Below are 25,016 nucleotides of genomic sequence, written 5' to 3'. Positions count from 1 at the left end.
CCATGTCCGCTTTGATGTCCCGCGACGAATTCCGCACCGCCCTTGAGAACGCCATCAAGGGCAAGAGCGCCAACAAGTCCCCGTTCAGCCTGGCCTGGGCCGGCGGCACGCTGAGCCGCGCCCAGCTCGCCCGCTGGGCCGAGAACCACTACCACTACGTCGGCCCCTTCGCCGACTACCTGGGTTATGTCTATGCTCGCATGCCCGCGCAGCATGTCGAGGCCAAGGACTTCCTGCTGGCCAATATGTACGAGGAAGAGATCGGCGGCGACCGCCACACCGATCTGCTGATCCGTTTCGCCGAGGCCTGCGGCACCACGCGCGAGCGGGTGCAGGACGAGGACAACATGTCCCCCACCACCCGTGCCCTGCAGGCCTGGTGCTACGCCGTGGCGATGCGCGAAGACCCGGTGGTGGCCGTGGCCGGCCTGGTCGTGGGCCTGGAATCGCAAGTGCCTTCCATCTACCGCAAGCAGACCCCGACCCTGCGCGAGAAGTACGGCTTCAGCGACGAGGAAGTCGAGTTCTTCGACCTGCACATCGTCTCCGACGAGATCCATGGCGAGCGCGGCTACCAGATCGTGCTGGAGCTGGCCAACACGCCCGAGCTGCAGGCCCGCTGCCTGAAGATCTGCGAAGTGGGCGCCCAGATGCGCCTGCTCTACACGACGGCCCTGTACAACGACTACGTCGCCGTGCAGGAAGAAGAAGCCGTCGCGGCCTGAGGACCGATGCCCCACGTCGTCTTTCGCAAGAACGGCCAGGCCTACGAGGGCGAGGTGAAGGAGAAATCCAACCTCGTCGTGCGTGCCGGCATCAAGCAGTTTCCCTTTCCGCACCTGAAGTACCAGTGCGGCATGGGCAAGTGCGCGACCTGCGCCTGCGAGGTGCTGGCCGGTGCCGAGTTTCTGCCGCCGCCGAACTGGAAAGAGAAGAAGCAGCTCGGCGAGCGGCTCGATGCCGGCTGGCGCCTGGCCTGCCAGCTCTGGATCGAGCAGGACATCGAGCTGCGCCAGGACGACGCGGCGGCCACCACCGCCGCCTGAAACCGGAGTTCCGCCATGTACCTGGTGCTCACCAGCAAGCCCGGTCAGTTCCGCACCGAGATGGGCGAGGGGCTGGCCGCGGTGCAGAGCTACGACTATGTCTTCTGCGGCCGCGTCAAGGCGCGTTTCGTCATCGCCGAGCTGACCGGCGCGCTGGCGACCACCCGCGTGAAGGTGATCGACGAATCCGGCGAGCCTTCCGTCAACAGCGTGCCGGCCAAGTTCCTCGAACGCTTCGACACGGTGGAGGCGGCGCTGCGCGAGCTGCACCACCTCACCTCCTTCGGCTCCATCGACACGGCCTTGATCCGGGTCTGAGTTTCCTGCTACCTCCCACTGCCGCATCCCCGATGGCCCAGATCACATTCATCACCAACGATTCCCAGGTCGTCGAAGCGCCCGACAACAGCAACCTGCTGCGGGTCTCCCTGCGCGAGAAGGCCGGCATCCCGTTCAAGTGCGGCGGCGGCCTGTGCGGCACCTGCAAGTGCCTGATCGAGCAGGGCATCGAGAACATGGACAAGATCAAGCCCAAGGAGCGCAAGCACCTGGGCGATGCCGACTTCGAGGCCGGCTACCGCATGGCCTGCCAGGCCTTCGTGCTCGGCGGCAGCGTGGCCGTGTCCTGGCAGAAGAAGGCCTGACAGCCATGCAGCACATCACCGACACCATGATCGACGCGGCCGTTTCCCCGGCCGATGCCCAGCATGTCCTGCAGGACGCGCTGGAGCGCCTGGGCCGCGGCGAGGCGGCGATGCAGGAACGCATCCGCACCGAGGCCGGCGGCGTGAAGCTGTCCACCCTGGGCGCGGTGATCCCGGGCCAGCACGTGGCCGGCGCCAAGGTCTACACGACCATCGCCGGGCAGTTCAATTTCGTGATCCTGCTGTTCTCCACCGAAACCGGCGCGCCGCTGGCCTCCTTCGATGCCGGCGCCATCACCCGGCTGCGCACCGCCGCCTGTTCGGTGATCGCGGCCAGGCACCTGGCGCGGCCGGCGTCGCGCCGGCTCGGCCTGCTGGGCTGCGGCGTGCAGGGGCAGGCGCATGCAGTGCAGATGGCGGCGGCCTATCCGCTGGAGCGCATCCGCGTCTTCGATCCGCATGTCGCGCCCGCCACCCTGGCCGCATTGCAGCAGCGCTGCGGGGTGGCCATCGAACACGCCGCCACCGCGGACGCAGCCATCGAAGAGGCCGACATCGTCGTCACCGCCTCGCGCGCCACCGAGCCGCTGTTCGCCGGCTCGGCCCTGCCCGAAGGCTGCTTCGTCGCCGCCATCGGATCGAGCCTGCCGCACACCCGCGAGCTGGACGACACGGCCCTGCGCCGCGCCAGCCTGATCGCCATCGAATGGAAGCAGCAGACTTTGCGCGAGGCCGGCGACCTGGTGCGCGCCGCGCCGGACGCGCTGCTGCCCGAGGGCAAGATCGTGGAACTGGCCGACCTGGTCTGCGGCAAGGTCCCCGGCCGCCAGCGCGACAGCGACATCACCCTCTACAAGTCGGTCGGCATCGGCCTGCAGGACGTGGCCCTGGCGGGCCTGGCCTACAGCCGCATCCACGCCGGCTGAAAAGCCGGTGCGCGACGAGGGCGCCACTACAATTCCGGTTTTGTATACCAGCCGCGAACTCCTGGCGCCCATGTCCCCCAATGTCGAGTCCAGCGGTGCCGAAACGGCCGCCGCCCCCGCCGCACCGGCCCTGCCGCCCAGCCTGGGTGACCAGCATGCCTCGCTGTTCGCCATCGTCACCGATGCGCTGCGGCGCAAGATCCTCGACGGCGAATACCAGCAGGGCGACCGCCTGGTCGAGGGCCGCATCTCGGAGCAGCTCGGCGTGTCCCGCATCCCCGTGCGCGAGGCGCTGCGCGCCCTGCAGTCCGAGGGCCTGGTGCGCATCGAGCCGCGCCGGGGCGCCACGGTGGCCAGCGTGTCCGACCGGCTGGCGCAGGAACTGGTGGAGGTGCGCGCCACCCTGGAAAGCCTCAATGCCCGGCTCTCCGCCCAGCGGCGCGACACCTCGATGGTCGAGCGCCTGCGTTGCCTGCTCGACACCGGCCGCCAGGCCGCCGCCCGCAACGATGTCGATGCCCTGGTGGCCGTCAACGCCCAGGTGCACGACCTGGTGGCCGAAGGCGCCTCCAACGAAGTGCTGGCCGACATGACCCGTTCCCTGCGCGACCGCACCGCCCTGTTGTTCGCACCCATCAACCGCGGCCGGGCTTTGCAGAACTGGTACGACCATGCCCAGATCCTCGAAGCCATCGCCGCCGGCGACGCCGAACTGGCCGCGCTGCTGGCCGCGCGCCATGTGAACAATGCCGCCACGGCCTACGAGGCGGCCCATGCCGCCGCGCTGGGCGCCTCGGCCGCCTGAGAGCGATGCCATGGTTCAGGTCCGCATCGGCACCGACCTGATCGAAGTCGCCAGCATCGCCGAATCCTGCGAGCGCTTCGGCCGCCGCTACCTCGAACGCATCTTCACCCCGGACGAGATCGCCTACTGCGAGGCCGGCGGCGAGGAAATGGCCCAGCGCCTGGCCGCCCGTTTCGCCGCCAAGGAGGCCTGCATGAAGGTGCTGCGGCCGGTGGGCGGCGGCATTCCCTGGCGCTCGATCGAGGTGGTGAAGACGCCCGAAGGCTGGGTCGAACTCAAGCTGCACGACAGCGCCCGTCGCCTCGCCGACGCCGCCGGCATCGTCGACCTTTCCCTCAGCCTGAGCCACGAACGCAGCATGGCGATCGCCGTGGTGGCTGCGACGATAGACAGCTGAACCTGTTTGCTTGTGGGTGCAAACCCCGGTGCGCTGCACTAGACTGCGAAGGGTAAGCAAAAGTTAGAACTGCCGACAGGCATTACAGGGCGCAGAAATTGAGCACCACCGACGACATCCGCCAGATCCTCAAGGCCCATGGCCGGCTCTCCGCCGATGCCGACACCCTGGCCGAGGACGCCGACCTCTACCAGGCCGGCCTCACCTCGCATGCCAGCGTCAATGTGATGCTGGGCCTGGAAGGCCAGTTCGACATCGAATTCCCGGACCGCATGCTCAAGCGCGGCGTGTTCGGCAGCATCGCCAGCATCCGCGACGCCATCGAAGAACTCACCGCTTCCTGAAAAAAGCGCCATCGTCAGCCGCCTAGAGGTCCCATCAGCATGAGCAACGACGCAAGCCAGGGCGCCAACGTGGAGCTGGCCCACCGCATCGGCAGCGAGATCGCCGCCGTCCATGCCGCGGAGGTGGACCGCAACGCGCGTTTTCCCGCCGAGGCCATCGCCGCGCTGAAGGACGCCAGGCTGCTGTCGGCCCTGGTGCCGCAGGAACTCGGCGGCATGGGCATGAAGATGGTGGAGCTGACCGCGGTCTGCACCGCGCTCGGCCAGTACTGCGCGGCCACCGCCATGGTGTTCGCCATGCACCAGATCCAGGTGGCCTGCATCGTGCGGCACGGCCTGGGCTCGGAATTCTTCCGGCAGTACTGCCGCGAGCTGGTCGACAAGCAATTGCTGATCGGTTCCATCACCTCCGAGGTGGGCGTGGGCGGCGACACCCGCTCCAGCATCTGCGCCGTGGAGGTCGATGGCGACCGCTTCGTGCTCAACAAGGATGCCACCACCGTCTCCTACGGCGCCCATGCCGACGAGCTGCTGGTGACCTGCCGGCGCGATCTGGCGGCCGCCCGCAGCGACCAGGTGATGGTGCTGGTGCGGCGCGGCCAGTACACGCTGGAGCAGACCAGCCAGTGGGACACCCTGGGCATGCGCGGCACCTGCAGCCCCGGCTTCAAGTTCCGCTCCAGGGGCGACGCGGCGCAGATCCTGCCCGGCGACTATGCCGACTCCTCCGGCCAGACCATGGTGCCGTACTCGCACATCCTGTGGTCCGGCCTGTGGCTGGGCATCGCCTCGGACGCCATGAGCCGCGCCGCCTCTTCCGTGCGCGCCGAGGCCCGGCGCAATCCCGGCACCGTGCCGCCGACCGCGCTGCGCCTGGCCGAGCTGTCGAACACCCTGCAGTCGATGCGCTCCAACGTGCACGACGTGGCGCGCGACTGCCAGGAGCTGCAGGAAAGCGCAGAGGGCAACGAATCGCTGCTCACGCTCGGCTTCGCGCTGAAGATGAACAACCTGAAGATCTCCTGCTCCACCCTGGTGGTGCAGATCGTGCACCAGGCGCTCCTGATCTGCGGCATCCAGGGCTACAAGAACGACAGCAAGTTCAGCCTGGGCCGCCATCTGCGCGATGCGCATTCGGCCCAGCTGATGATCGGCAACGACCGCATCTACGGCCGCAGCGCCTCCATGCTGCTTGTCTACAAGGACGCCTGAGCGTCACCGCCACCGAGCCATGCAATACGACTCCAAATCCCTCTACGACGGACTGGTTGCCAGCGGACTCATCGTGCCTTCTGGCGAACCCGGCGTGTTCGGCCGCAACGCGGTGTTCGAGGATGTGCTGGAGCGCTTCAACGCGCTGGTCGGCCGCATCGCGCAGGACGACAAGGCCGAGAAGTTCACCTTCCCGCCCACCCTGGCGCGCGGCATCTTCGAGAAGAGCGGCTACATGAAGTCGTTCCCGCAGCTGGCCATGGGCGTGGTCTGCTTCTGCGGCAGCGCCGGCGACCATCCCAAGCTGGTGCAGCGCATCGCCGAAGGCCAGTCCTACGACGACATGATGGAGCGCACCGGCGTGATGCTGATCCCGGCGGCCTGCTATCCGGTCTATCCCAGCTTCACCGGCACCCTGCCCGCGGGCGGCCGGCTGGTGGACATGACGCACTGGGTGTTCCGCCACGAACCCTCGGACGAACCCACCCGCATGCAGGCCTTCCGCGTGCGCGAGTTCGTGCGCGTGGGCTCGCCCGACGAGGTGCTGGAGTGGCGCGACATGTGGCTGCAGCGCGGCCTGGACCTGCTGCGCTCGCTCGGCCTGCCGGCCCAGGAGGAAGTCGCCAGCGATCCCTTCTTCGGCCGCGTCGGCAAGATCCTGGCCAATGCGCAGAAGGAGCAGAAGCTCAAGTTCGAAGTGGTGGTGCCGGTGATCTCCGAAGAAAAGCCGACCGCGGTCTGCTCCTTCAACTACCACCAGGACTATTTCTCCAAGACCTTCGACATCCTGCAGGCCAACGGCGAGCAGGCGCAGACCGCCTGCCTGGGCTTCGGCCTGGAGCGGGTCTGCATGGCGCTGTTCAAGCACCACGGCTTCGATCCGGCCCGGTGGCCAGAAGGCGTGCGCGCGCGGCTCTGGCCCGAACAGGCATGAGCGCGATGGAGCAGCGGGAAACGGCCGAGCTGGCACAGGCTGCCAGCGCCCGCGTGCTCCCGATCGCCGCCGAGGGCTACCAGGTCCATGCGCTGCACCGCGAGGACCAGGCCTGGGTGCAGAAGAACTGCTATGCGGACGTGTGGATCGAGGCGCTGCACGCGCTCGGCCTGCAGCCCGAGGCCATGCTGGCCTTCACCGTGGCCCTGTCCTTCGAGGGCGACCAGTGGACCTTCTTCAAGCCGCCGCACCGCGACCTGGAGGAGCTCTACGGCATCGAGGTGGAAGAGCTCAATGTCTGGCGCGGCAACATCCTGGAGCATGCGCTGCACCATGTGGGCGAAGGCAAGCTGGTGTTCACCGAGGCCGATGCCTTCTGGATGCCCGACACCGCCGGCACCGACTACCGCGAGCAGCACACCAAGAGCACCATCGTCATCAATGCGGTGGACCTGGAGCAGCGCCGGCTGGGCTATTTCCACAATGCCGGCTACTTCGAGCTGGGCGGCGAGGATTTCGCCCATCTGTTCCGGCTCGACTATCCGCACGACCCCGGCTACATGCCCTTCTTCGCCGAGTTCGCCCGCATCGACCGGCTGCGCGAGAGCACGCCCGCCGCGCTCGTCGCCACCTCGATCAAGCTGCTGCGTTCGCACCTGGCACGGCTGCCGCGCGAGAACCCGATCGAGCGTTTCGCCGCGCGTTACCCCGCCGACGTGGCCTGGCTGCAGCGCGAGGGCCTGAGCTTCTACCACCGCTATGCCTTCGCCACCCTGCGCCAGCTGGGCGCCAATTTCGAGCTGGCCGCCAGCTACCTGGCCTGGCTGAGCGCGCACGGCGAGCCGGGCCTGGCGACCGCGCAGACCGCCTTCCTGGAGATCTCCTCCGGCACCAAGGCCCTGCTGCTGAAGACCGCGCGTGCGGTCAACACCGGGCGGCAGGTGCAGTTCCAGGAGCTGCTGCAGGACATGGCGCGTGCCTGGTCCGCCGGCATGGACTGCCTGACACGCCGCTACGGCTAGGGCATGGCGGCTGCGCTCGTATTGGCCGATTGGCAGATGGCGATGCTGCCGGCCGGCAGTGCCACCGATCCGCAGGCCTTCGCGGAACATGCCCTCGCCTGGTGTCCGGCCGCCGTGCCCGGCACGGCGATGGCCGCGCTGTTCGACGCCGGCCAGGCCGATTTCGACCGCCTGCCGCCGCTCGACGCCCAGGACTGCTGGTACCGCTGCCGCTTCGAAACGCCCGCCGTCGCCGCGCCGGGCGAGCGTGACGTACTGGTCTTCGAAGGCCTGGCCACGCTGGCCGAATGCTGGCTGGATGGCGAGTCCATCCTGCGTTCGGACAATATGTTCCTGGCGCACGAGGTGGACCTCGCCGGCCGCCTGCAGGCCGGCAGCCACGAGCTGCTGATCCGCTTCGCCTCGGTGCAGCAGGCGCTGACGGCACGCCGTCCGCGCCCGCGCTGGCGCACCCGGCTGGTGGAACAGCAGCAGCTGCGCTGGATACGCGCCAGCCTGCTCGGCCGCATCCCCGGCTGGACACCCGCCGTGCCCGCCATCGGCCCCTGGAAGCCGGTGCGGCTGGAGCGGCGTCCGGGCATGGAATGGCTGCGCACCGACTGCTTCGCCGAACTGCAGGGCGACACGGGCAGCGTGCGTTTCGATGGCGTGCTGCGTATCGCCGGTGAACAGCCCACCGGGCAGATCGAAGCCCGCCTGCGGGTGGGCGATACCGAGGCCGTGCTGGCCCTGGCCCGCATCGACGCGACGCACTGGTCGGCCAGCGGCTCCGTCACCATCGAGCAGGTGCAGCGCTGGTGGCCGCACACCCATGGAACGCCCGAGCTGTACGCCGTCTCGCTGGTGCTGACGGTCGATGGCGCGGTGCAGCAGCGTGACCTCGGCCGCACCGGCTTCAGAAGCATCGAGCTGCACAGCCAGGGCGACGACTTCGCGCTCGACATCAACGGCGTGCGTGTCTTCTGCCGCGGCGCCTGCTGGACCACCACCGACATCCTGCGCCTGCACGGCGACCCCCAGGCCGTCCGCGCCACCCTCACCCTGGCGCGCGATGCCGGCATGAACATGCTGCGTGTGGGCGGCACCATGTTCTACGAGGCCGAGCATTTCTACGCCCTGTGCGACGAGCTGGGCATCCTGCTCTGGCACGACTGGATGTTCGCCAACATGGACTATCCGGCCGAGGACGCGGGCTTCGTCGCCAGCGTGGAGGCCGAGGCTCGCCAGTTCCTCACCCGCACCCGCCTTTCGCCCAGCCTGGGCCTGCTCTGCGGCAACAGCGAGGTGGAGCAGCAGGCGGCCATGCTGGGGCTGGAGCAGCCGCTGTGGCGCAACCGGCTCTTCGGTGAAGTGCTGCCCGCCATCGGCGCCGAACTGCGGCCCGACCTGCCCTACTGGCCTTCGAGCCCGGCCGGCGGCGCCATGCCCTTTCAGGTCGATGCCGGCGCGGCGCATTACTTCGGCGTCGGCGCCTACCTGCAGCCGCTGACCGATGCGCGCCGCAGCGGCGTGCGTTTCACCAGCGAATGCCTGGCATTTGCCAACGTGCCCGAACCCGAGACGGTGGAAGGCTTCCTGGCCGAGGGCCAGTCGCCCATCCACCATGCCCGCTGGAAGGCCCGCGTGCCGCGCGACAGCAGCGCCGGCTGGGACTTCGACGATGTGCGCGACCATTACCTGGCCCAGCTCTTCGGCGTCGATCCCATGCGCCTGCGCTATGCCGACATGGACCGCTACCTGGCGCTCAGCCGCCTGGCCAGCGGCGAGGCCATGCGGGCGGCCCTGGCCGAATGGCGGCGCCAGGGATCGAGCTGCGCCGGCGCCATCGTCTGGTTCCTGCGCGACCTGTGGCCGGGTGCCGGCTGGGGCGTGATCGACGCCCACGGCATTCCCAAGGCCGCCTGGTTCTACCTGCAGCGGGCGATGGCGCCGGTGGCGCTGTTCGCCATCGACGAAGGCGTGAACGGGCTGTCGCTGCATGCGGTCAACGACGGGCCGCGGGCGATCGAGGCCGAGGTCGAACTCACCCTCTGGCGCAACGGCGAGAAGCAGGTCGCGCAAGGCAGCAAGGCCCTCACCGTGCCGGCCCACGGCAGCGTGCAGGTGCGTGGCGATGCGCTCTTCGGCCATTTCACCGACAGCACCTGGACCTACCGCTTCGGCCCGCCCGGCCACGACCTGGCCCATGCGCTGCTGCGCGACACCGCCACCGGCCAGGCCATCGCCTCGGACTTCTATTTCCCCCAGGGCCACGGCTTCGCGGTGCAACCCGCGCTGGGCCTGAGCGCCACCATGGCCCCCGCCGGCCTCGACCACTACCGCCTGAGCGTGCGCTGCCCGCGCTTCGCCCAGGCGGTGGCCATCGACGCGCCGGGCTTCCGTATCAGCCACAACTATTTCCATCTCGCGCCGGGCGAGGAAAAGACGGTCGAGCTGAGCGCCCGCAAGCCGGGCAGCCGGCTGCGCGCCAGCCTGAAGGCCGCCAACGGCGCGGAACGATGCGTGCCCACGATGGCCGCCACAGAGACACAAGCATGAGCAGCCACGCCTCCGTATCGCTGGACGCCCGTCCGGTCAGTTTCGACCGCGAGGGCCGCACCCTCTTCGGCTGGTACCACCCGCCCGCCGGCCCCGACGGCGGCAGCCGCGACTGCCTGGTGGTGCTGTGCAATCCGATCGGCTACGACGCCATCTGCACCCACCGCCACTACCGCCAGCTGGCCCTGCGCCTGGCCTTCGCCGGCTTCGCGGTGCTGCGCTATGACCACCACGGCACCGGCGATTCGGACGGCACCGACGAGGCGCCCGAACGCATTCCCGCCTGGACCCGGGGCGTCTCGCGCGCCGTGGAATTCGGCCTGCACATCAGCGGCGCCAGCAAGCTCAGCCTGTTCGGCGTGCGCATGGGCGCCACGCTGGCGCTGGCCGCGGCCACCCAGGCTTCGGCCGGCCGGGCCGACAGCATCGTCGCCTGGGCGCCCTTCAGCTCCGGCCGGCTGATGCTGCGCGAGACACGGGCCATGCGTTCCCTGCGCGCCGTCGATGGCAGCAGCGAAAGCCTGGCCGGCCAGGCCGATGCGCCCGATGCCGGCGAGGAAGCCGGCGGCTACCTGCTCACCCATGCGGCCATCGCCGCCATGAGCGAGCTGGACCTGACATCCATCGTCACCCCCCAGAACGCCGCCGGCCGTGCCGTGCTGCTGCTGGAGCGCGACGACATTCCGCCCAACGAGAAACTGGCCCGCCACCTGCGCGCGGTCGGCTGCGATGTCACCCAGTCGCCGGTCGGCGGCTACGCGGCCATGATGCGCGACACCTTCGATGCGGTGGTGCCCGACGAAGCCCTGGGCGTGATCCGCGAATGGCTGGAGGCGCGTTATCCGATGCAGGGCGCCGGCCACCCGCAGGCGCTGGAAACCGACGGCGCCTTCACCCTGAAGCAGGACGGCGTGGCGGTGCGCGACACGCCGGTGCGCTTCGGCGCCCACGGCAATCTCTTCGGCATCCTGTCGCGCGCCGTCGAGCCGCAGGGCCTGCGCGGCCGCGCGGCGGTGCTGTTCGTGACCACCGGCTCCAACCACCACATCGGCCCCAACCGCATGTACGTGACCCAGGGCCGGGCGCTGGCCGCCAAGGGCTTCCTGGCGCTGCGCATGGACATCGGCGGCGTCGGCGAAAGCCCGGCCGCGCCGGGCCAGCGCGACAACCACCTGTTCGCTCGCCACACCGTCGGCGAGGTGCACGAGGCCATCGCCTACCTGAAGACCCAGGGCGTGTCGCATGTGGTGATGGTGGGCATGTGCTCGGGCGCCTACATGGCCTTCCGCGGCGCCATCGCCGAGCCGGCGGTGGACTCCATCGTCATGATCAATCCGCAGAACTTCAACTGGCGCGAGGGCGATTCGCTGGAGATGCGGCGACGCAAGGGCATCCGCTCCCTGCGCTTCTACCGCAGCCGACTGCTCGACCGCGGCACCTGGAGCCGGGTGATGCGCGGCCAGGTGGACACCAAGGTCATCGTCTACGGCGTGGCCAGCCTGATCCGCAAACGCGTGGCCAAGCGCCTGGGCTCGGTGGTGCGCGGCGGACGTCCGGTGTCACTGGCCGAGATGCAGGACTCCACCGATGTCTTCGCCCTGTTCCGCGGCCTGCTGCAGCGCGGCGTGAAGGTCTTCATGGTGTTCAGCGCCAACGACGGCGGCCTCGACGAGGTGGAGACCCACCTGGGCGAGAGCGCCGCCCGGCTGCGCCGCATGGACCATTTCCGCTTCCACGTGGTGGAGGGCGCCGACCACACCTTCACGCCGCTTTGGGCCCAGAAGCAGCTGCACGAGCTGCTGGTCGGCCATGTGGAGCAGACCTACGGCTGAGCGCGCTCAGTCGGCGGGGTACATGCCCTTTTCCTGGATGACGGGCAGGGCGGTCTCGCCCGAGAGCAGCAGCAGGAATTCGCGTGCGGCCTCGGGATGCAGGGCCTTGCCGCCGACCGCGCCGGCATAGGTGGTGTAGTTCTGCACGGATTCCGGTATCGGGCCGACCAGGTCGGCGCCGGTCACCGCCAGGATCTCGCTGATCTGGTGCACCGCCAGGTCGGCCTCGCCGGTCACCAGCTTCTGCGCCACCAGGCCGCCCTGCACCAGCACCGCCTTCTCGCGCATCTGCTCGGCGATGCCCAGGCGGCGGAACAGGCCGTCGAGATAGATGCCGCTGGAGCCGCCCGCCGCCGGATCGATATAGGCCACCTTGCGCGCCTGCAGCAGGGCCTGGCGGAACTGCTCGACCGTGCCCACTTCCGGACGCGGCGCGCCTTGTTTGACCGCCACGCCGATGGCCACACGCGCCAGCGGCTTGATGCTGTCCGCGGCCACCTTGCCGTCGTCGCCGAAGACCTTGAGCGCGGCCGGCGTCAGCACCAGCAGGTCGAAAGGCTCGCCTTCGGAGACCCGTTTGGCCAGGGCGCCGGCGGTGTCGTTGGAGACCACCACCGTGTTTCCGGTGCGGGCCTCGAAGGCGGGCGCCAGGGCCAGCACGATGGGCTTGAAGGCGCCGCTGGTCAGCACCTTGACGGTGTCGGCCCGCGCGCCGAGGGCGGACAGCAGGAGGCAGAGCAGCAGGGCGGGACGCAGGTTTCGCATGGCGGTTACGGATTGCAGGGCGGGCATGCCGGTGCCGGTTCTACCATTGCCGCTTTTTCCGCACAGCAGGACAAGATGCAGCGTCACCCCAAGAACAAGAGCCGCCACGATGCTGCTTGATGCCCGAAGCGCCACGGTGGCGATCGCCGCCGCCGCCACCGCCTGCGTGATCCTGCGGCCGGCCCGCATCCCCGAATTCGTCTGGGCCGTGGCCGGCGCCCTGCTGCTGCTGGCCTGCGGGCTGCAGCCCTGGAGCGAGGGCCTGCAGGCGGTGGCCAAGGGCCTGGATGTCTACTGCTTCCTGGTCGGCATGATGCTGCTCTCGGAACTGGGCCGGCGCGAGGGCCTGTTCGACTGGCTGGCCGGCATCGCGGCGCGCCATGCGAAGGGCTCGGCCAGCCGGCTCTTCCTGTGGATCTACGGCGCGGGCACGGTGGTCACCGTCTTCATGTCCAACGATGCGACGGCGGTGGTGCTGACCCCGGCCGTCTATGCCGCCACCCGGCAGGCGGGGGTGAAGCCGCTGCCCTATCTCTTCGCCTGCGCGCTGATCGCCAATGCGGCCAGCTTCGTGCTGCCCATCTCCAACCCGGCCAACCTGGTGGTGTTCGGCGAGCAGCTGCCGGCCCTGCTGCCCTGGCTGCGGCGCTTCCTGCTGCCCTCGGTGGCGGCCATCGTCGCCACTTTCCTGGTGCTGCGCTGGATGTTCCGGGCCGAACTGGCGGGATCGGTGCAGGCGCCCGACGAAACCGGCCGCCTCGGCGCCACCGGCAAGCTGGCCGCCGGCGCGGTGGTGGCGATGGCGCTGGTGCTGCTGGCCGCCTCGGCGCGCGGCATGGAACTGGGCCTGCCGGCGCTGGTGGTGGGTGCGATCGCCACGGCTTCGGTCCTGCTGGCCAAACACGAGGCGCCCTGGCCGCTGCTGGGCGGCGTCTCCTGGGGGGTGCTGCCGCTGGTGGCGGGGCTCTTCGTGCTGGTCGAGGGCGTGCAGCGTTCGGGCCTGCTGCAGCCGGTGGCAGAGGCGCTGCGGGAGCTGTCGCAACACTCGCCCACGCTCGCCGCCTGGGCGGGCGGGCTGCTGGCGGCCTTCGGCTGCAACCTGGTCAACAACCTGCCGGCGGGGCTGGCGGCCGGCACCGTCGCGCAACTGGCCGATGCACCGGCGGCGGTGCGGGGCGCCATCGCCATCGGCATCGACCTGGGGCCCAATCTGTCGGTGACCGGATCGCTGGCCACGCTGCTCTGGCTGGCGGCGATCCGGCGCGAGGGCGAGGACGTCAGCGCCTGGCAGTTCCTGAAGGTGGGCGCGGTGGCGATGCCGGTGGCGCTGCTGTGCGCACTGGCGGCCGTGGCGATCTGAAGCGGGCCTATTCGCCGCGCTGCTGGTAGAGCGATTCCAGCTCGCCCATGCGGCGCGTCAGCTCTTCCACCAGCTGCCTGCGGGCCTGCTCCATGTAGCGGCTCACCTCCCGCGAGCCGGGATGCTGCAGCGCGAAATGGCCGGCCAGGGCGAGTTGTTCACGCTCGCAACGGGTCGCGGCCTCGTTGGCCGCCTGGCGTATCTCGGCCGGGCTGGAAAGGCGGCTCGGCACCTCCATCGAGGCGCACAGCCAATAGGCCTCGCGTGCGGCCTGCAGTGCGGGTTTGTCGCGGATCTCGCCGGCCGCCTCGGTGGCGGCCGATGCCGCGCCGGCGAGCAGCAGCAGCAGGGCGCAGGCGGCGGCCGGGCCGGTTTTCACGGCGCCTCGGTTTCGAGCTTGCCGGGCTGTGCCGTCGTCGATGGCGGCAGGGTCGGCATCTGGTCCAGCGTGGGAGCGGCCGAGCGGTCGCGCCGGGCTTCGAGTCCTTTTTGCGACACCTCGCGCCGCCGCTCTTCGTCCATCAGCGCGAAGCCGCGCTTGCCGGATCGGTGGGGCGCACTGCCGCCGCGGCTGGAGATGTCGCGCAGGCGGTCGGGGTCCATGGATGCGAAGCCGCGCCGCTGCTTCGGTGGCTGCAGGGGGTCGTCTGAATGGTTCTTCATGGCACGCACTCGGGTGAGGCGGTCTCCCTTCGAGACCGGCTTGTATGCAAGTGTGAACCGCGCGCCATGGTTTTTGCGCAATAACGGACAGCGTGAAAGGGCTGAAATGACCACTCAGCTTGTGGTCAGCTTTACTCGATTAGCGGAGTTGAAACGGTGTGTTTCAGAAGCCGTGCCAGATTATCCGCCCGCGGCGCCGCGAATAATCAGGGGGATATGGCATCCCGGCGCTGCCCCGACCCGGGATTTCCCAGTGAAAAGGCGCTTGCATGCACAAGGAAAGCTGCCGGGAACCTGACTTGGATCGTGGCCACCGGAACGGCCCTGGGAAATCCCGAAGGTCCGCCGAGATGATTAGTTTTGCACCAATCTATTTTAGGCGCGTTTCGCTGTCACGCACCGTCTCATTTTCATCTTGAATAAGCGCTCGCCGGATTATCTGCCGGGCCGCGCGGCCGCAGCCGCTGCGCCCACTGCTGGGCGATGCCCAGCGCCTGCTGCTGCATCGCCTGCACCAGCGGCTGCAGCCGCTCGGCCGGCAGCCGGTCGGCGATGGCGGTGACCGCCAGGCCCGCCAGCACCTGTCCGCCGGGGTGGCGCACCGGCACCGCCAGCGCGCGGGTGCCGGGCACCACACCGACGGGCGCATAGGCATAGCCCAGGCGGCGTGTCTCTTCCAGCCGCCCGGCGACGGCCGCGATGTCCAGCCGCAGTGCCTGCAGCGGCCGGCTGTTGCGTGCCATCACGGCGGCGACCTCCTCGGGCGGCAGGTCGGCCAGCAGCACCAGGCCGCTCACGCCCACGCCCAGCGGCCGGCGCGCGCCCACCTCGATGCTCAGCACCTTGATCGGATAGCCGCCGGGGTGCCGCGCCAGGCAGACGGACTCGTCGCCGTTGCGGATGGTGAGAAAGCTGGTGTCGCCCTCGCGCTCGCTCAGCTCGCGCAGAAAGGGCGCGGCCACCGAGCGGATCGGGAAACGCGCCGAACGCGCCAGCCCCATCAGCGAAACATCCCGCCCGATCAGGTAGCGCCGCGTGGCCGCGTCGCGCTCGGCCGCGCCTTCCTCCACCAGCACCTGCAGCAGGCGGTGCACCGTGGGGCGGTTCAGGCCGGTGGCGTCCACCACATCCACCACCCGCACGCCGCGCTCCTGCGCCGCCGCCACGATGCGCAGCACCGCCAGTGCCCGCCGCACCACCTGGGCACCGGCGGTGGGGGCGGCGGCGCCATCATCCTTCATGCCTGCCCGCTGCCCAGCACGCTCTTGGCCGTCTGCGCCATGCCGCGCAGGGTGACGATGCGGCCGAGCGTGGCGTAGTTGGGCCCGCCGATGCGGCAGACCGGGTCCAGCGCCAGGGTCTCGACCTTGCCGTCCTTCATCAGCCCCTCGCGCAGGTGGAAGCGGGTGATCTCGCCCACCACGAACTCCGCGCCGGTCTCGCCGAAGGGGATCACCTGCGACAGCCGGCATTCCATGGCCACCGGCGCGGCGGCCAGGCGGGGCACGGCGATGGTGTCGCTGGCCACGGTGGCCAGGCCCAGCAGCGCGGCCTCGCTCACGTCCTCGGGATGCTCGGCGCTGCTCTCGTGGATGGCTTCGAGCTGGGAGGAATCGCCGATGTGCACCACGAACTCGCCGCGGTGGTGGATGTGGGCGCCGGTGTCCTTGCGCCGCCCCGCCTTGCGGCCGATGTTCACGCCCAGCATCGGCGGCTTGTTCGACACGAAGGTGAAGCAGGAAAACGGCGCCAGGTTCACCACGCCGGTGGGCGAGAGTGTGCTGATCCAGGCGATGGGCCGGGGCACCACCAGGCCGCTCAGCAGGCGGTAAGTGGCTTCGGGCGTGAGGCTGGCGGGGTCGAGTTGCATGGCGCGATTGTGGTGCGGACGGCCGGCATCCGATATCGGATGCCGTCCACATGGTGGACGTTTTCGAGCTTATTGCGTTGCAGCATCGGGCCCGCCCTGCCTACATTGGGCCTCCACATCCGAAGACACGGATGGATGAACAAGGAGACAAGACACATGCGCAAATTCATCGCGCTCAGCCTGGCGGCCGCCTGCGTGGCCGCGCCGCTCGCAGCCCAGGCCGAATGGCCCGACAAGCCCGTCCGCCTGGTGCTGCCCTATCCGCCCGGCGGCAATGTGGACGGCGCCGCCCGCATCGTCAGCGAGCAGCTGCAGCAGGCCTTCAAGCAGCCCTTCATCGTGGACAACCGGCCCGGCGCCGGCGGCATGATCGCCGGCGAGTTCGTGGCCAAGGCCGCGCCCGACGGCTACACCTTCTTCATGGGCGCCAACGGGCCCATCCTCTTCTCGCCCGTCATCTTCAAGCGCAAGGCCTACGACTGGCGCAAGGACTTCGCGCCGGTGAGCTCGGTCTCCTTCACGCCGCTGGTGCTGCAGGTGCATCCGTCCACGCCCTACAAGACCATCGCCGAGTTCATCGCCGAGGGCAAGAAGCCCGACAACAAACTCACCATGGCCTCGCCCGGCGCCGGTACCCAGAACCACCTGGTCAGCGAATACCTGCAGCGCGAGAGCGGCGCCCACTGGACCACCGTGCACTACAAGGGCAACGCGCCCGCCACCACCGACCTGCTGGGCGGCCAGGTGCAGTTCAACTTCGACCAGGTCTCGGTGGCCGGCCCCTTCATCGCCCAGGGCAAGACCCGCGCGCTGGCAGTGACCTCGCCGCAGCGCCTGCCGCAGCTGCCCGACGTGCCCACGCTCGCCGAATCCGGCTTCAAGGACTTCAGCACCGAGACCTTCACCGGCGTGATGGCGCCGCACGGCACGCCGGCCGAGATCGTGAACCGGCTCTCGTCCGCGCTGCAGAAGATCCTGGCCGACAAGGCCGTGCAGGACCGTTTCCAGGTGCTCGGCTCCGAAGCCCGCGGCATGTCCCCCGACCAGTTCGGCAAGTTCCTCGACAAGGAAGACAAACGATGGATACCGATCATCCAGCAGGCCAACATCTCGGCCGAATGAGCCTGGGCCGCAGCGCTCCGGCGGGCCGTACCGCCGTCTACATCGCGGGCTTCAGCCACAAGAACCCGATCCCCGCCGCCTGCCGCATCGGCCCGCTGGTGGAGAGCGGCAGCGTGCTGGGCACCGACCCGGCCACCGGCCAGGTGGCAGAGGGCATCGAGGCCCAGTGCCGCCACATGCTGGACAACCTGCGCCGCATCGTCGAGGCGGCAGGCGGCGGCGTGCAGGACGTGGTCAAGGTGACCGTCTGGATGAAGGACCGCAGCCAGCGGCCGGCGCTCAACCTGCCCTGGCTGGAGATGTTCCCGGACGCCACCACCCGGCCCGCACGCCATGCGATCCACGCGCCCGAACTCGACATGGGAAAACTCATCGAGTGCGTCTTCACAGCCTACATCGCCTGACCCCGCCATGCCCGAATACCAAGCCTTCAACCCCCACCCGCGCGCGCCCGCCAAGGCGCCGCCGCCGCTGTCCTGCGACAGCCAGTTCCACGTCTTCGGCCCACGCGACCTCTATCCCGTGCGCCCCGGCGCGGCCTACGAGATGCCCACCGCCACCTGGCAGGTGGCGCAGCGCCTGCATGCCACCCTGGGCATACAGCGCGGCGTGATCGTGCAGGCCACCACCTATGGCGCCGACCACCAGGTGGTGCTCGATGCCCTGCAGGGCCTCAACGGCCGCGGCCCGCGCCGCTACCTGGGCTGCGCCAACGCGGCGGTGCTGCTGGAGCGCGACGACGCCTATCTGCAGCAGCTGCACGATGCCGGCGTGCGCGGCGCGCGTTTCACCCGCGGCGGCCTGGGCATCAGCTTCTCGCCCGCCGAGATGGACCGTGCCCTGGGCAAGGTGCGTGAACTGGGCTGGTACATCAAGGTGCAGCCCGAGCCCAGCGGCATCGCCGAGCAGATGAAGGCTTTCGAGCACCTGGACCTGCCGGTGCTGATGGACCACATGGGCCGCGTCGATCCCTCGCTCGGCGATCAGGACCCGAGCCTGCCCGCCGTGCTCGACCTGCTGTCGCGCGGCAACTTCTGGGTGATGCTGTCGTTGTCCGAGAAGCTCTCGAAGACCGGCGAGCCCTGGAACGACGTCGTGCCCCTGGCCCGACGCCTGATCGCCGCCGCGCCCGAGCGCTGCGTGTGGGGCAGCGACTGGCCGCACCCGGTCTCCACCAAGGCCACGCCCAACGAGGGCGCCCTGCTCGATCTGCTCTCCCGATTCGCGCCCGACACGCCCACCCTGCAGAAGGTGCTGGTGGACAACCCCGCCCGCTTCTTCGGATTCACCGCCGAGATGGAGACCGCCGCATGAAGCTGCTGAGCTACTTTCACCACGGACGCCCCGCCTGGGGCGCGCTGGACGCCAGCGGCCAGGGCATCGTCGACCTGGGACGCCGCCTGCCTTCCTACGCCAGCCTGATGGCGCTGCTGGAGGCCGATGCCGTGCCCGAGGCGCAAGCCGCGCTGCAAGGCGCCCAGGCCGACCACGCCCTGTCCGACGTGCAGCTGGCATTGCCCATCCCCGCGCCGCGCAAGATCTTCTGCATCGGCGTGAACTACGCCGACCGCAACGCCGAATACAAGGACGGCAGCAGCCTGCCGAAGTACCCCAGCATCTTCATGCGCGTGCCCGGCTCCTTCGCCGCCCATGGCGCGCCGCTGGTGCAGCCCCGGGAGTCGCAGCAGCTCGACTACGAAGGCGAGATCGGCATCGTCATCGGCCGTGGCGGACGGCGCATTTCGAAGGAGACGGCGCTGGAACACATCGCCGGCCTCACCTGCATCAACGAGGGCACCATGCGCGACTGGGTGCACCATGCCAAGTTCAACGTCACCCAGGGCAAGAACTGGCAGTCCTCCGGCGCCATCGGCCCCTGGATCGCCACCGCCGACGAATACCCCGAGGGTTATGCCGCGCTGCGCGTGTTGACCCGCGTGAACGGCGAGGCCCGGCAGGACGACACCACCGAACGCCTGATGTTCGACTTCGCCTACCTGATCAGCTACCTCTCCACCTTCACCGAACTCGAAGCCGGCGATGTGATCGCCACCGGCACGCCGACCGGCGCCGGCATCCGCTTCGATCCGCCGCGTTTCCTGCAGCCGGGCGACGTGGTGGAGATCGAAGTCAGCGGCGTGGGCATCCTGCGCAACGTGGTGGAGGCCGAATCGTGATCCGCACGACACTCAGCCCCGAGCAATGCCGCGCCGCCGCCGCCGACCTGGAGCAGGCCGACAAGAGCCGCATCCCCTGCGGCCAGTTCTCCAGCCGCCATCCGGGCATGACCATCGACGACGCCTATGCGATCCAGTCGGCCTGGATGGACTTGAAGCTGCAGTCCGGCCGCGTGGCCAAGGGGCACAAGATCGGCCTGACCTCCAAGGCCATGCAGCGCGCGGTGAACATCGCCGAGCCCGACTTCGGCCTGCTGCTCGACGACATGTTCTACCGCGACGGCGGGGTGATCCCGGCCGAGCGTTTCCTGCAGCTGCGCATCGAGGCCGAGCTGGCCTTCATCCTGGCCAAACCCCTGTCGGGCCCGGACTGCACGCTGTTCGACGTGCTGGACGCCACCGCCTACGTCACGCCCGCGCTGGAGATCCTGGATGCCCGCATCCAGCGGGTGGACCCCGCGACGGGCAAGACCCGCAACGTCTTCGACACCATCTCCGACAACGCCGCCAATGCCGCCATCGTGCTCGGCGGCCGGCCCTTCAAGCCGGCGCAGCTCGATGCCGACATGCGGCGCATCGGCGCCATCGTCAGCAAGAACGGCGATGTGGAGGAGACGGGGCTGGCGGCCGGCGTGCTCAACCATCCGGCGCACGGCGTGGCCTGGCTCGCCAACCGGCTGCACCGCCAGGGCGTGAGCCTGCAGGCGGGGGAGGTGGTGCTGGCGGGGTCCTTCATCCGGCCTATCGATGTGGTCAAGGGCGACACCATCGTGGCCGACTACGGCGAGTTCGGCAGCGTCTCCTGCCATTTCGGTTGAAGCTCAGGCCGCCGCGACCTCGTGGTAGCGGCGGTCGAAATACACCAGCCCGTGCGAGGCGCCGCCGAGCGCGGTGCCCACCACTTCGCAGATCAGCACGTCGTGCGTGCCCACGGCGCTGCAGTCCACCACCCGGCAATCGAAGGACACGGCGGCATCGGCCAGCAGCGGCGCGCCGGTGGCGCCGCGGGTCCATTCGGCGGCTTCGAAACGCTGGTCCTGCGGCGTCTTGCCGCCGAACAGGTCGGAGATGGCCTGGTGCCCGGCCGCCAGCGTGTTCACGCACAGCACCGCGTTCCGTTTGACGGCCGCATAGGCCGAGGCATTGCGGTTGAGGCAGACCAGCAGCGTGGGCGGCTCGTCGGTCACGCTGCAGACGGCCGAGGCGGTGAAGCCGGCGCGGCCGGCGGGCCCGTCGGTGCTGACGATGTGCACCGCCGCGCCCAGGCGCGACATGGCCTGGCGGAACTCGGTCTTGCTGACGGCCATGGCGGGCGCCCCGCTCAGGCCAGCCGGCAGGCTTCGTCGAAGCCCAGGCGCGGCAGGCGGCCGAAGACCTTGGCCTGGTCGCCATGGCCAAGGTTGATCAGCAGGTTGGCGGTCCAGGTGGTGCCGGCGAAGAAGGCGGCATCGACCTTGTCCTTCTCGAAGCCCGACATCGGCCCGGCATCCAGCCCCAGCGCGCGTGCCGCCAGGATCAGGTAGCCGGCCTGCAGGCTGGCGTTGCGGAAGGCCGTTTCGTGCGCCACGGCCGGGCTGCCGGTGAACCAGCTGCGGGCGTCGCCATGGGGGAAAAGCTTGGGCAGCTCCTCGTAGAACTCCCGGTCCCAGGCGACGATGACGGTGACGGGTGCGGTCATCGTCTTCTCGAGGTTGCCCTTGGACAGGGCCGACGCCAGCAGCTGCTTGCCCTGCGGGCTGCGCACGAAGACGAATCGCGCGGGCGAGCAGTTGGCCGAGGTGGGGCCGAACTTCACCAGCTCGTAGAGCCGGCGGACCGTGTCGTCGGAGACCGGCTCCGAGGTCCAGGCGTTCTGGCTGCGCGCCTCGGTGAACAGGGTGGCCAGCGCGGCGGTATCAAGCGCTGAGGACATGGGCGGCTCCGGCGGGTTGCCTGGCCAGGAAGGCCAGCAGGGTCTGGTTGAAGGCCTCGGCCTCGACGATGTTGTGGGCATGCGCGCCGTGGCGCAACAGATCCAGCGTGGCATTCGGCAGGCCATCGGCCAGCCGCTGCGAGCGGGTCCAGGGCACCAGCAGGTCGTCGCGCGACGCACTGACCAGCACGGGTGCCTGGATCTCGCCCAGGCGCGCATCCACGTCGAAGGCGCGCAGGGCCGCGATGCGGGCGCGCATGTTGTCGGCGCCGGGGAAATGCGCGATGGCATGCGCCACCTCGGCCTCGACCAGCGCGGCGTTCTCCAGCGACCAGTCAGCCGGATAGAGGAACAGCGGCTGCGCCTGCACATAGGCCTCCACGCCGCTTGCGCGCAGCAGCTCCAGCCGCGCATCGAAGCAGCGCGCCGAATGCGCATTGGGCGCGGACCAGGCATTGATCAGCACCAGGCTGGCGATGCGCTGCGGCGCATCCAGCGCCAGCTGCAGGCCGACCAGGCCGCCCAGCGCGTGGCCGACCAGGTGGCAGCTTTCGGTGCCGCTGGCATCCATCACCTCGGCCACGTCGGCCGCCATGTCGGCGATCGTGTAGCCGGTGCCCAGGGTGGCCGGGCTGCGCCCGGTGCCGCGCTGGTCATAGGCCACCACACGCCAGCCGGCATCGACCAGCGCAGCGACCTGCGGCTTCCAGTAGTGGGCCGATCCACCCAGGCCGGAGGACAGCAGCACGCTGGGCGCGCCCGGCCGGCCCTGGCCATGGACCTCGTGATACAGCGGGGAGGGCGCCGCCATCTCAGCCCTTCTTGCCCACATGCGCGATGGAGGCGATCTCCACCAGCGCATCGGGCTTGACCAGGCCGCACTGGATGCAGAAGCGCGCCGGCTTCACGCCGGGGAAGTACTCGGCGTACACCGCGTTGATCTTGCCGTAATCGGCCCAGTCCTTGAGGAAGATGGAGTTGAAGGTGACATCGTCCATGGTGCCGCCGGCGGCGGTGATCACGCCCTTGATCGTCTCCAGCACATGGCGGGTCTGCGCGGTGGCGTCGCCCACGTGCACCACGTTGTTGTCCTTGTCGAAGGGCAGGGTGCCCGAGACATAGACGATGCCGTCGGCCAGCGTGCCGGGCACGAAGGGGGCGATGGGCACACCGGTGCCGGGCGGGATGATGGCTTCTTTGGGCATGTGCTTTCCTTCTGCGATCAGGGGTGGTTCAGGCGGAGACGGTCTTGCGGAAATCGGCGACGGTGGAGACCCAGCCGAAGAAGGTCTCCACGTTGTAGACGGCGGCCTTCTGGATGGCGCCGCCGCCCAGCTCGTGGGTGGCGTCCTCCAGCATCACCGAGAAGTATTCGAGGTGGAAGGCGTCGCGCAGGGTGGACTCCACGCACACATTGGTGGCGATGCCGGTGAACACCAGGCTGCGGATGCCGCGCGAACGCAGGGTGCTGTCGAGCGTGCTGTTGAAGAAGCCGCTGTAGCGGGTCTTGGGCACCACGATGTCGCCGGGCTGGGGCTGGCAGGCGGGGATCAGCTCGTAGTCCCAGCCGCCCTTGGCCAGGAACCGGCCGGCCAGCTCGGGCTTCCTGCGCATGGTCTTGAGCGCATTGGACTTGTACCAGTTGGGCGAGCCCGGGCCGCCGGCCTCCACATAGGCGGCGTCCCAGCCGTTCTGCAGGAAGACGACCAGCATGCCGGCCGCACGTGCATCGGCGATCGCCTGCACGATGTTGTCGATCACGCCTTTGGCGCCGGAGATGTCGAAGCCGGCCGAATCCACATAGCCGCCTTCGGTGGCATAGGCGTTCTGCATGTCGACCACGATCAGCGCGGTCTGCGCCGGCTGCAGGGCCACCGGCTCGGGCCGGGCCGGCAGGATCAGCGGCGCGGGCGCGCCCGGCAACTGCGGCGGGCCGACGGGGATGGTGGAGGTGAGGGTGAGGTTCTTCTCGGTCATGCGGGCCTCATGCGGCGACGGGCTGGTCGGCGGCGACCCGGGAGGGCACGGGGGTGTCGGCGCCTACGCGGCTCTTCATCAGCGGCTGGATGCGTTCGCCGAAGTTCTTCACGCCGGGCACGAAGTCGTCGAAGGTCAGCAGCACGCCCTCGGTGCCGGGCACCTCGGCCATCTCGTCGAGCAGGCGTGCCACGGTGGCGTAGGAGCCGATGAAGGTGCCCATGTTGATGTTGACCGCCGACGTCGGGTCGGCCATCTGGCGCACATTGGTGTCGCTGCCGGACTTGGTGTCGGCCGCCGCCTGGCCGCCGAGCCAGGAGATGGCCTCCTGGTCGGCGCCGGCCTTGTAGTGCTCCCACTTGGCGCGGGCGGCCTCGTCGGTCTCGTCGGCGATGACCATGGCCAGCACGTAGGTGGAGACGTCGCGGCCGGTCTTCTTGGTCGCCTCGATGAGCTTCTCGGCGGAGGGCGCGAAGGCCTTGGGGGTGTTGATGCCCTTGCCGAAGCAGAAGTTGTAGTCGGCGTACCTGGCCGAGAACTCCATGCCGGCGTCGCTGCCGCCGGCGCAGATCACCTTCATGTCGGCCTGCGGGCGGGGGCTGAGGCGGCAGTCGTCCATCTGGAAATGCTCGCCCTTGAAGTCGGACTTGCCGGTGGTCCACAGCTCGCGCAGGATCTGCACGTATTCGGAGAGGTATTCGTAGCGGGTGGAGAAGAACTGGTCGCCGGGCCACATGCCCATCTGCGAGTACTCGGGGCGCTGCCAGCCGGTGACCAAGTTCACGCCGAAGCGGCCGTTCGAGATCGAGTCGATGGTGCTGGCCATGCGGGCCACGATGGCGGGCGGCATCACCAGCGAGGCGGCCGTGGCGAAGAGCTTGATCTTGGTGGTGACGGCTGCCAGGCCGGCCATCAGGGTGAAGGATTCGAGGTTGTGGTCCCAGAACTCGGTTTTGCCGCCGAAGCCTCTGAGCTTGATCATGGACAGCACGAAGTCCATGCCGTAGTGCTCTGCCGACTGGGCGATCTGCTTGTTGAGTTCGAAGGTCGGCTGGTACTGGGGGGCGGTTTCCGAGAGCAGCCAGCCGTTGTTGCCGATGGGGATGAAGACTCCGACTTTCATGGGACCTCTGGGCGTTGGGGGTGCCGCTGCGCGGCGGGGCTTGCGGGCTTATGCACGTGGCGTGCCAACGGGGGAATCTCTTTTTAAATCAAATGCTTGTGATGCTGGGGGTGGTTTTTTTTGACCAAATGGTCCAGATTTGCTTTGGGCTGTGAGGGAGGAGCCCGGGCGTGGTGCGCGGAGGGCGCGGATGTGGTGCGTTTTTGGGGGTTTTCTCTTGCCGAGGGCTGGTTCTCCTGCGGAGGGCGGAGCTGGGGCTGCGCGCCCCAGACCGCGCTCACTTTCTTTGCTTCGCTGTTTAGACCGGGGACATGGGAAACACCCGTGCGGGGACATAGGAAACACCT

At 69.2% G+C, this 25,016-nt stretch carries 30 protein-coding genes; 19 read left to right on the top strand and 11 right to left on the bottom strand.

Translation table 11 applies throughout. From position 1 onward, the window contains the following. The first annotated feature begins 2 nt into the window (after positions 1-2). From GT347_RS11665 to GT347_RS11605, 13 genes are all read left to right on the top strand, one after another. The gene (locus GT347_RS11665) at positions 3-725 is read left to right on the top strand and encodes a TenA family transcriptional regulator (protein ID WP_160552113.1); all 723 of its coding nucleotides are present in this window, start codon (positions 3-5) and stop codon (positions 723-725) included. A gap of 6 nt (positions 726-731) precedes the next feature. Further along, positions 732-1,046, top strand: a complete 315-nt coding sequence (locus GT347_RS11660) for a 2Fe-2S iron-sulfur cluster-binding protein (protein ID WP_160552112.1) — start codon at positions 732-734, stop codon at positions 1,044-1,046. Positions 1,047-1,061: 15 nt separating this feature from the next. Beyond that, positions 1,062-1,364 carry a ferredoxin gene (locus GT347_RS11655; RefSeq protein WP_160552111.1) on the top strand — a complete coding sequence of 101 codons (303 nt, stop codon included), beginning with the start codon at positions 1,062-1,064 and terminating at the stop codon, positions 1,362-1,364. A gap of 32 nt (positions 1,365-1,396) precedes the next feature. Beyond that, a complete protein-coding gene (locus GT347_RS11650; RefSeq protein WP_160552110.1) occupies positions 1,397-1,690 on the top strand; it encodes a 2Fe-2S iron-sulfur cluster-binding protein in 294 nt (97 codons plus the stop codon). 5 nt (positions 1,691-1,695) lie between these two features. Continuing rightward, on the top strand, positions 1,696-2,616 hold the full coding sequence (locus GT347_RS11645; RefSeq protein WP_160552109.1) for an ornithine cyclodeaminase family protein: 921 nt from the start codon (positions 1,696-1,698) through the stop codon (positions 2,614-2,616). A 70-nt stretch (positions 2,617-2,686) separates the two neighbouring features. Beyond that, positions 2,687-3,421, top strand: a complete 735-nt coding sequence (locus GT347_RS11640; RefSeq protein ID WP_160552108.1) for a GntR family transcriptional regulator — start codon at positions 2,687-2,689, stop codon at positions 3,419-3,421. 10 nt (positions 3,422-3,431) lie between these two features. Continuing rightward, positions 3,432-3,818, top strand: coding sequence for a holo-ACP synthase (acpS, locus tag GT347_RS11635; protein WP_160552107.1), 387 nt, complete (start codon positions 3,432-3,434; stop codon positions 3,816-3,818). A gap of 98 nt (positions 3,819-3,916) precedes the next feature. Beyond that, the gene (locus tag GT347_RS11630) at positions 3,917-4,162 is read left to right on the top strand and encodes an acyl carrier protein (protein ID WP_160552106.1); all 246 of its coding nucleotides are present in this window, start codon (positions 3,917-3,919) and stop codon (positions 4,160-4,162) included. A 39-nt stretch (positions 4,163-4,201) separates the two neighbouring features. Next, complete coding sequence (locus GT347_RS11625) at positions 4,202-5,374, top strand: acyl-CoA dehydrogenase family protein (RefSeq protein ID WP_160552105.1); 1,173 nt, start codon at positions 4,202-4,204, stop codon at positions 5,372-5,374. A gap of 19 nt (positions 5,375-5,393) precedes the next feature. Next, positions 5,394-6,308 (top strand): amino acid--[acyl-carrier-protein] ligase, encoded by a 915-nt coding sequence (locus tag GT347_RS11620; RefSeq protein ID WP_160552104.1) that lies wholly within the window; start codon positions 5,394-5,396, stop codon positions 6,306-6,308. Next, on the top strand, positions 6,305-7,330 hold the full coding sequence (locus tag GT347_RS11615) for a DUF1839 family protein (protein ID WP_160552103.1): 1,026 nt from the start codon (positions 6,305-6,307) through the stop codon (positions 7,328-7,330). The genes GT347_RS11620 and GT347_RS11615 overlap by 4 nt, the downstream gene beginning before the upstream one ends. 3 nt (positions 7,331-7,333) lie before the next feature. Next, the gene (locus GT347_RS11610) at positions 7,334-9,868 is read left to right on the top strand and encodes a beta-mannosidase (protein ID WP_160552102.1); all 2,535 of its coding nucleotides are present in this window, start codon (positions 7,334-7,336) and stop codon (positions 9,866-9,868) included. Then, on the top strand, positions 9,865-11,700 hold the full coding sequence (locus tag GT347_RS11605) for a serine aminopeptidase domain-containing protein (protein WP_160552101.1): 1,836 nt from the start codon (positions 9,865-9,867) through the stop codon (positions 11,698-11,700). The genes GT347_RS11610 and GT347_RS11605 overlap by 4 nt, the downstream gene beginning before the upstream one ends. A gap of 6 nt (positions 11,701-11,706) precedes the next feature. Here GT347_RS11605 and GT347_RS11600 read toward each other — a convergent pair whose 3' ends face one another. Further along, positions 11,707-12,465: a substrate-binding domain-containing protein gene (locus tag GT347_RS11600; RefSeq protein ID WP_160552100.1), complete on the bottom strand. Its 759-nt coding sequence runs from the start codon at positions 12,463-12,465 to the stop codon at positions 11,707-11,709. A gap of 109 nt (positions 12,466-12,574) precedes the next feature. Between GT347_RS11600 and GT347_RS11595 the strand changes: the two genes are divergently transcribed. After that, positions 12,575-13,825 carry an arsenic transporter gene (locus tag GT347_RS11595; protein WP_160552099.1) on the top strand — a complete coding sequence of 417 codons (1,251 nt, stop codon included), beginning with the start codon at positions 12,575-12,577 and terminating at the stop codon, positions 13,823-13,825. 7 nt (positions 13,826-13,832) lie between these two features. Here the strand turns inward: GT347_RS11595 and GT347_RS11590 are convergent, their stop codons facing one another. From GT347_RS11590 to GT347_RS11575, 4 genes are all read right to left on the bottom strand, one after another. Then, complete coding sequence (locus GT347_RS11590; RefSeq protein WP_160552098.1) at positions 13,833-14,204, bottom strand: hypothetical protein; 372 nt, start codon at positions 14,202-14,204, stop codon at positions 13,833-13,835. Next, a complete protein-coding gene (locus GT347_RS11585; RefSeq protein WP_160552097.1) occupies positions 14,201-14,488 on the bottom strand; it encodes a KGG domain-containing protein in 288 nt (95 codons plus the stop codon). The genes GT347_RS11590 and GT347_RS11585 overlap by 4 nt, the downstream gene beginning before the upstream one ends. A 410-nt stretch (positions 14,489-14,898) precedes the next feature. Continuing rightward, positions 14,899-15,729: an IclR family transcriptional regulator gene (locus GT347_RS11580; protein ID WP_160552096.1), complete on the bottom strand. Its 831-nt coding sequence runs from the start codon at positions 15,727-15,729 to the stop codon at positions 14,899-14,901. Next, on the bottom strand, positions 15,726-16,358 hold the full coding sequence (locus tag GT347_RS11575) for a flavin reductase family protein (RefSeq protein WP_160552095.1): 633 nt from the start codon (positions 16,356-16,358) through the stop codon (positions 15,726-15,728). The genes GT347_RS11580 and GT347_RS11575 overlap by 4 nt, the downstream gene beginning before the upstream one ends. 156 nt (positions 16,359-16,514) lie before the next feature. Here GT347_RS11575 and GT347_RS11570 point away from each other — a divergent pair, with 156 nt between their 5' ends. The 5 genes from GT347_RS11570 to hpaH are packed head-to-tail and all read left to right on the top strand — an operon-like array spanning position 16,515 to position 20,475. Next, complete coding sequence (locus tag GT347_RS11570) at positions 16,515-17,480, top strand: Bug family tripartite tricarboxylate transporter substrate binding protein (RefSeq protein WP_160552094.1); 966 nt, start codon at positions 16,515-16,517, stop codon at positions 17,478-17,480. After that, the gene (locus GT347_RS11565; RefSeq protein ID WP_229722843.1) at positions 17,477-17,884 is read left to right on the top strand and encodes a RidA family protein; all 408 of its coding nucleotides are present in this window, start codon (positions 17,477-17,479) and stop codon (positions 17,882-17,884) included. Before GT347_RS11570 ends, GT347_RS11565 begins: the two co-directional genes overlap by 4 nt. A gap of 7 nt (positions 17,885-17,891) precedes the next feature. Next, positions 17,892-18,794, top strand: a complete 903-nt coding sequence (locus GT347_RS11560) for an amidohydrolase family protein (RefSeq protein WP_160552092.1) — start codon at positions 17,892-17,894, stop codon at positions 18,792-18,794. Then, positions 18,791-19,657 (top strand): fumarylacetoacetate hydrolase family protein, encoded by an 867-nt coding sequence (locus tag GT347_RS11555; RefSeq protein ID WP_160552091.1) that lies wholly within the window; start codon positions 18,791-18,793, stop codon positions 19,655-19,657. Before GT347_RS11560 ends, GT347_RS11555 begins: the two co-directional genes overlap by 4 nt. Then, on the top strand, positions 19,657-20,475 hold the full coding sequence (gene hpaH, locus GT347_RS11550) for a 2-oxo-hept-4-ene-1,7-dioate hydratase (protein WP_160555312.1): 819 nt from the start codon (positions 19,657-19,659) through the stop codon (positions 20,473-20,475). Before GT347_RS11555 ends, hpaH begins: the two co-directional genes overlap by 1 nt. A gap of 3 nt (positions 20,476-20,478) precedes the next feature. Here the strand turns inward: hpaH and GT347_RS11545 are convergent, their stop codons facing one another. The 6 genes from GT347_RS11545 to rutA are packed head-to-tail and all read right to left on the bottom strand — an operon-like array spanning position 20,479 to position 24,669. After that, entirely contained in the window at positions 20,479-20,964 is a 486-nt protein-coding gene (locus GT347_RS11545; RefSeq protein WP_160552090.1) for a flavin reductase, read from the bottom strand. Between the two features lie 14 nt (positions 20,965-20,978). After that, positions 20,979-21,569, bottom strand: coding sequence for a malonic semialdehyde reductase (locus tag GT347_RS11540; protein WP_160552089.1), 591 nt, complete (start codon positions 21,567-21,569; stop codon positions 20,979-20,981). Then, the gene (rutD, locus tag GT347_RS11535; RefSeq protein ID WP_160552088.1) at positions 21,553-22,380 is read right to left on the bottom strand and encodes a pyrimidine utilization protein D; all 828 of its coding nucleotides are present in this window, start codon (positions 22,378-22,380) and stop codon (positions 21,553-21,555) included. The genes GT347_RS11540 and rutD overlap by 17 nt, the downstream gene beginning before the upstream one ends. Position 22,381: 1 nt before the next feature. Further along, positions 22,382-22,774: a pyrimidine utilization protein C gene (gene rutC, locus GT347_RS11530; RefSeq protein WP_160552087.1), complete on the bottom strand. Its 393-nt coding sequence runs from the start codon at positions 22,772-22,774 to the stop codon at positions 22,382-22,384. 28 nt (positions 22,775-22,802) lie between these two features. Next, complete coding sequence (gene rutB / locus GT347_RS11525) at positions 22,803-23,546, bottom strand: pyrimidine utilization protein B (protein ID WP_160552086.1); 744 nt, start codon at positions 23,544-23,546, stop codon at positions 22,803-22,805. A 7-nt stretch (positions 23,547-23,553) separates the two neighbouring features. Further along, complete coding sequence (rutA, locus tag GT347_RS11520) at positions 23,554-24,669, bottom strand: pyrimidine utilization protein A (RefSeq protein WP_160552085.1); 1,116 nt, start codon at positions 24,667-24,669, stop codon at positions 23,554-23,556. Positions 24,670-25,016 lie beyond the last annotated feature (347 nt).

It is taken from the genome of Xylophilus rhododendri (genome assembly GCF_009906855.1).
In the GTDB taxonomy this organism is placed as follows: Bacteria; Pseudomonadota; Gammaproteobacteria; order Burkholderiales; family Burkholderiaceae_C; genus Xylophilus; species Xylophilus rhododendri.
This window is presented reverse-complemented; position numbering and strand designations above follow the sequence as displayed.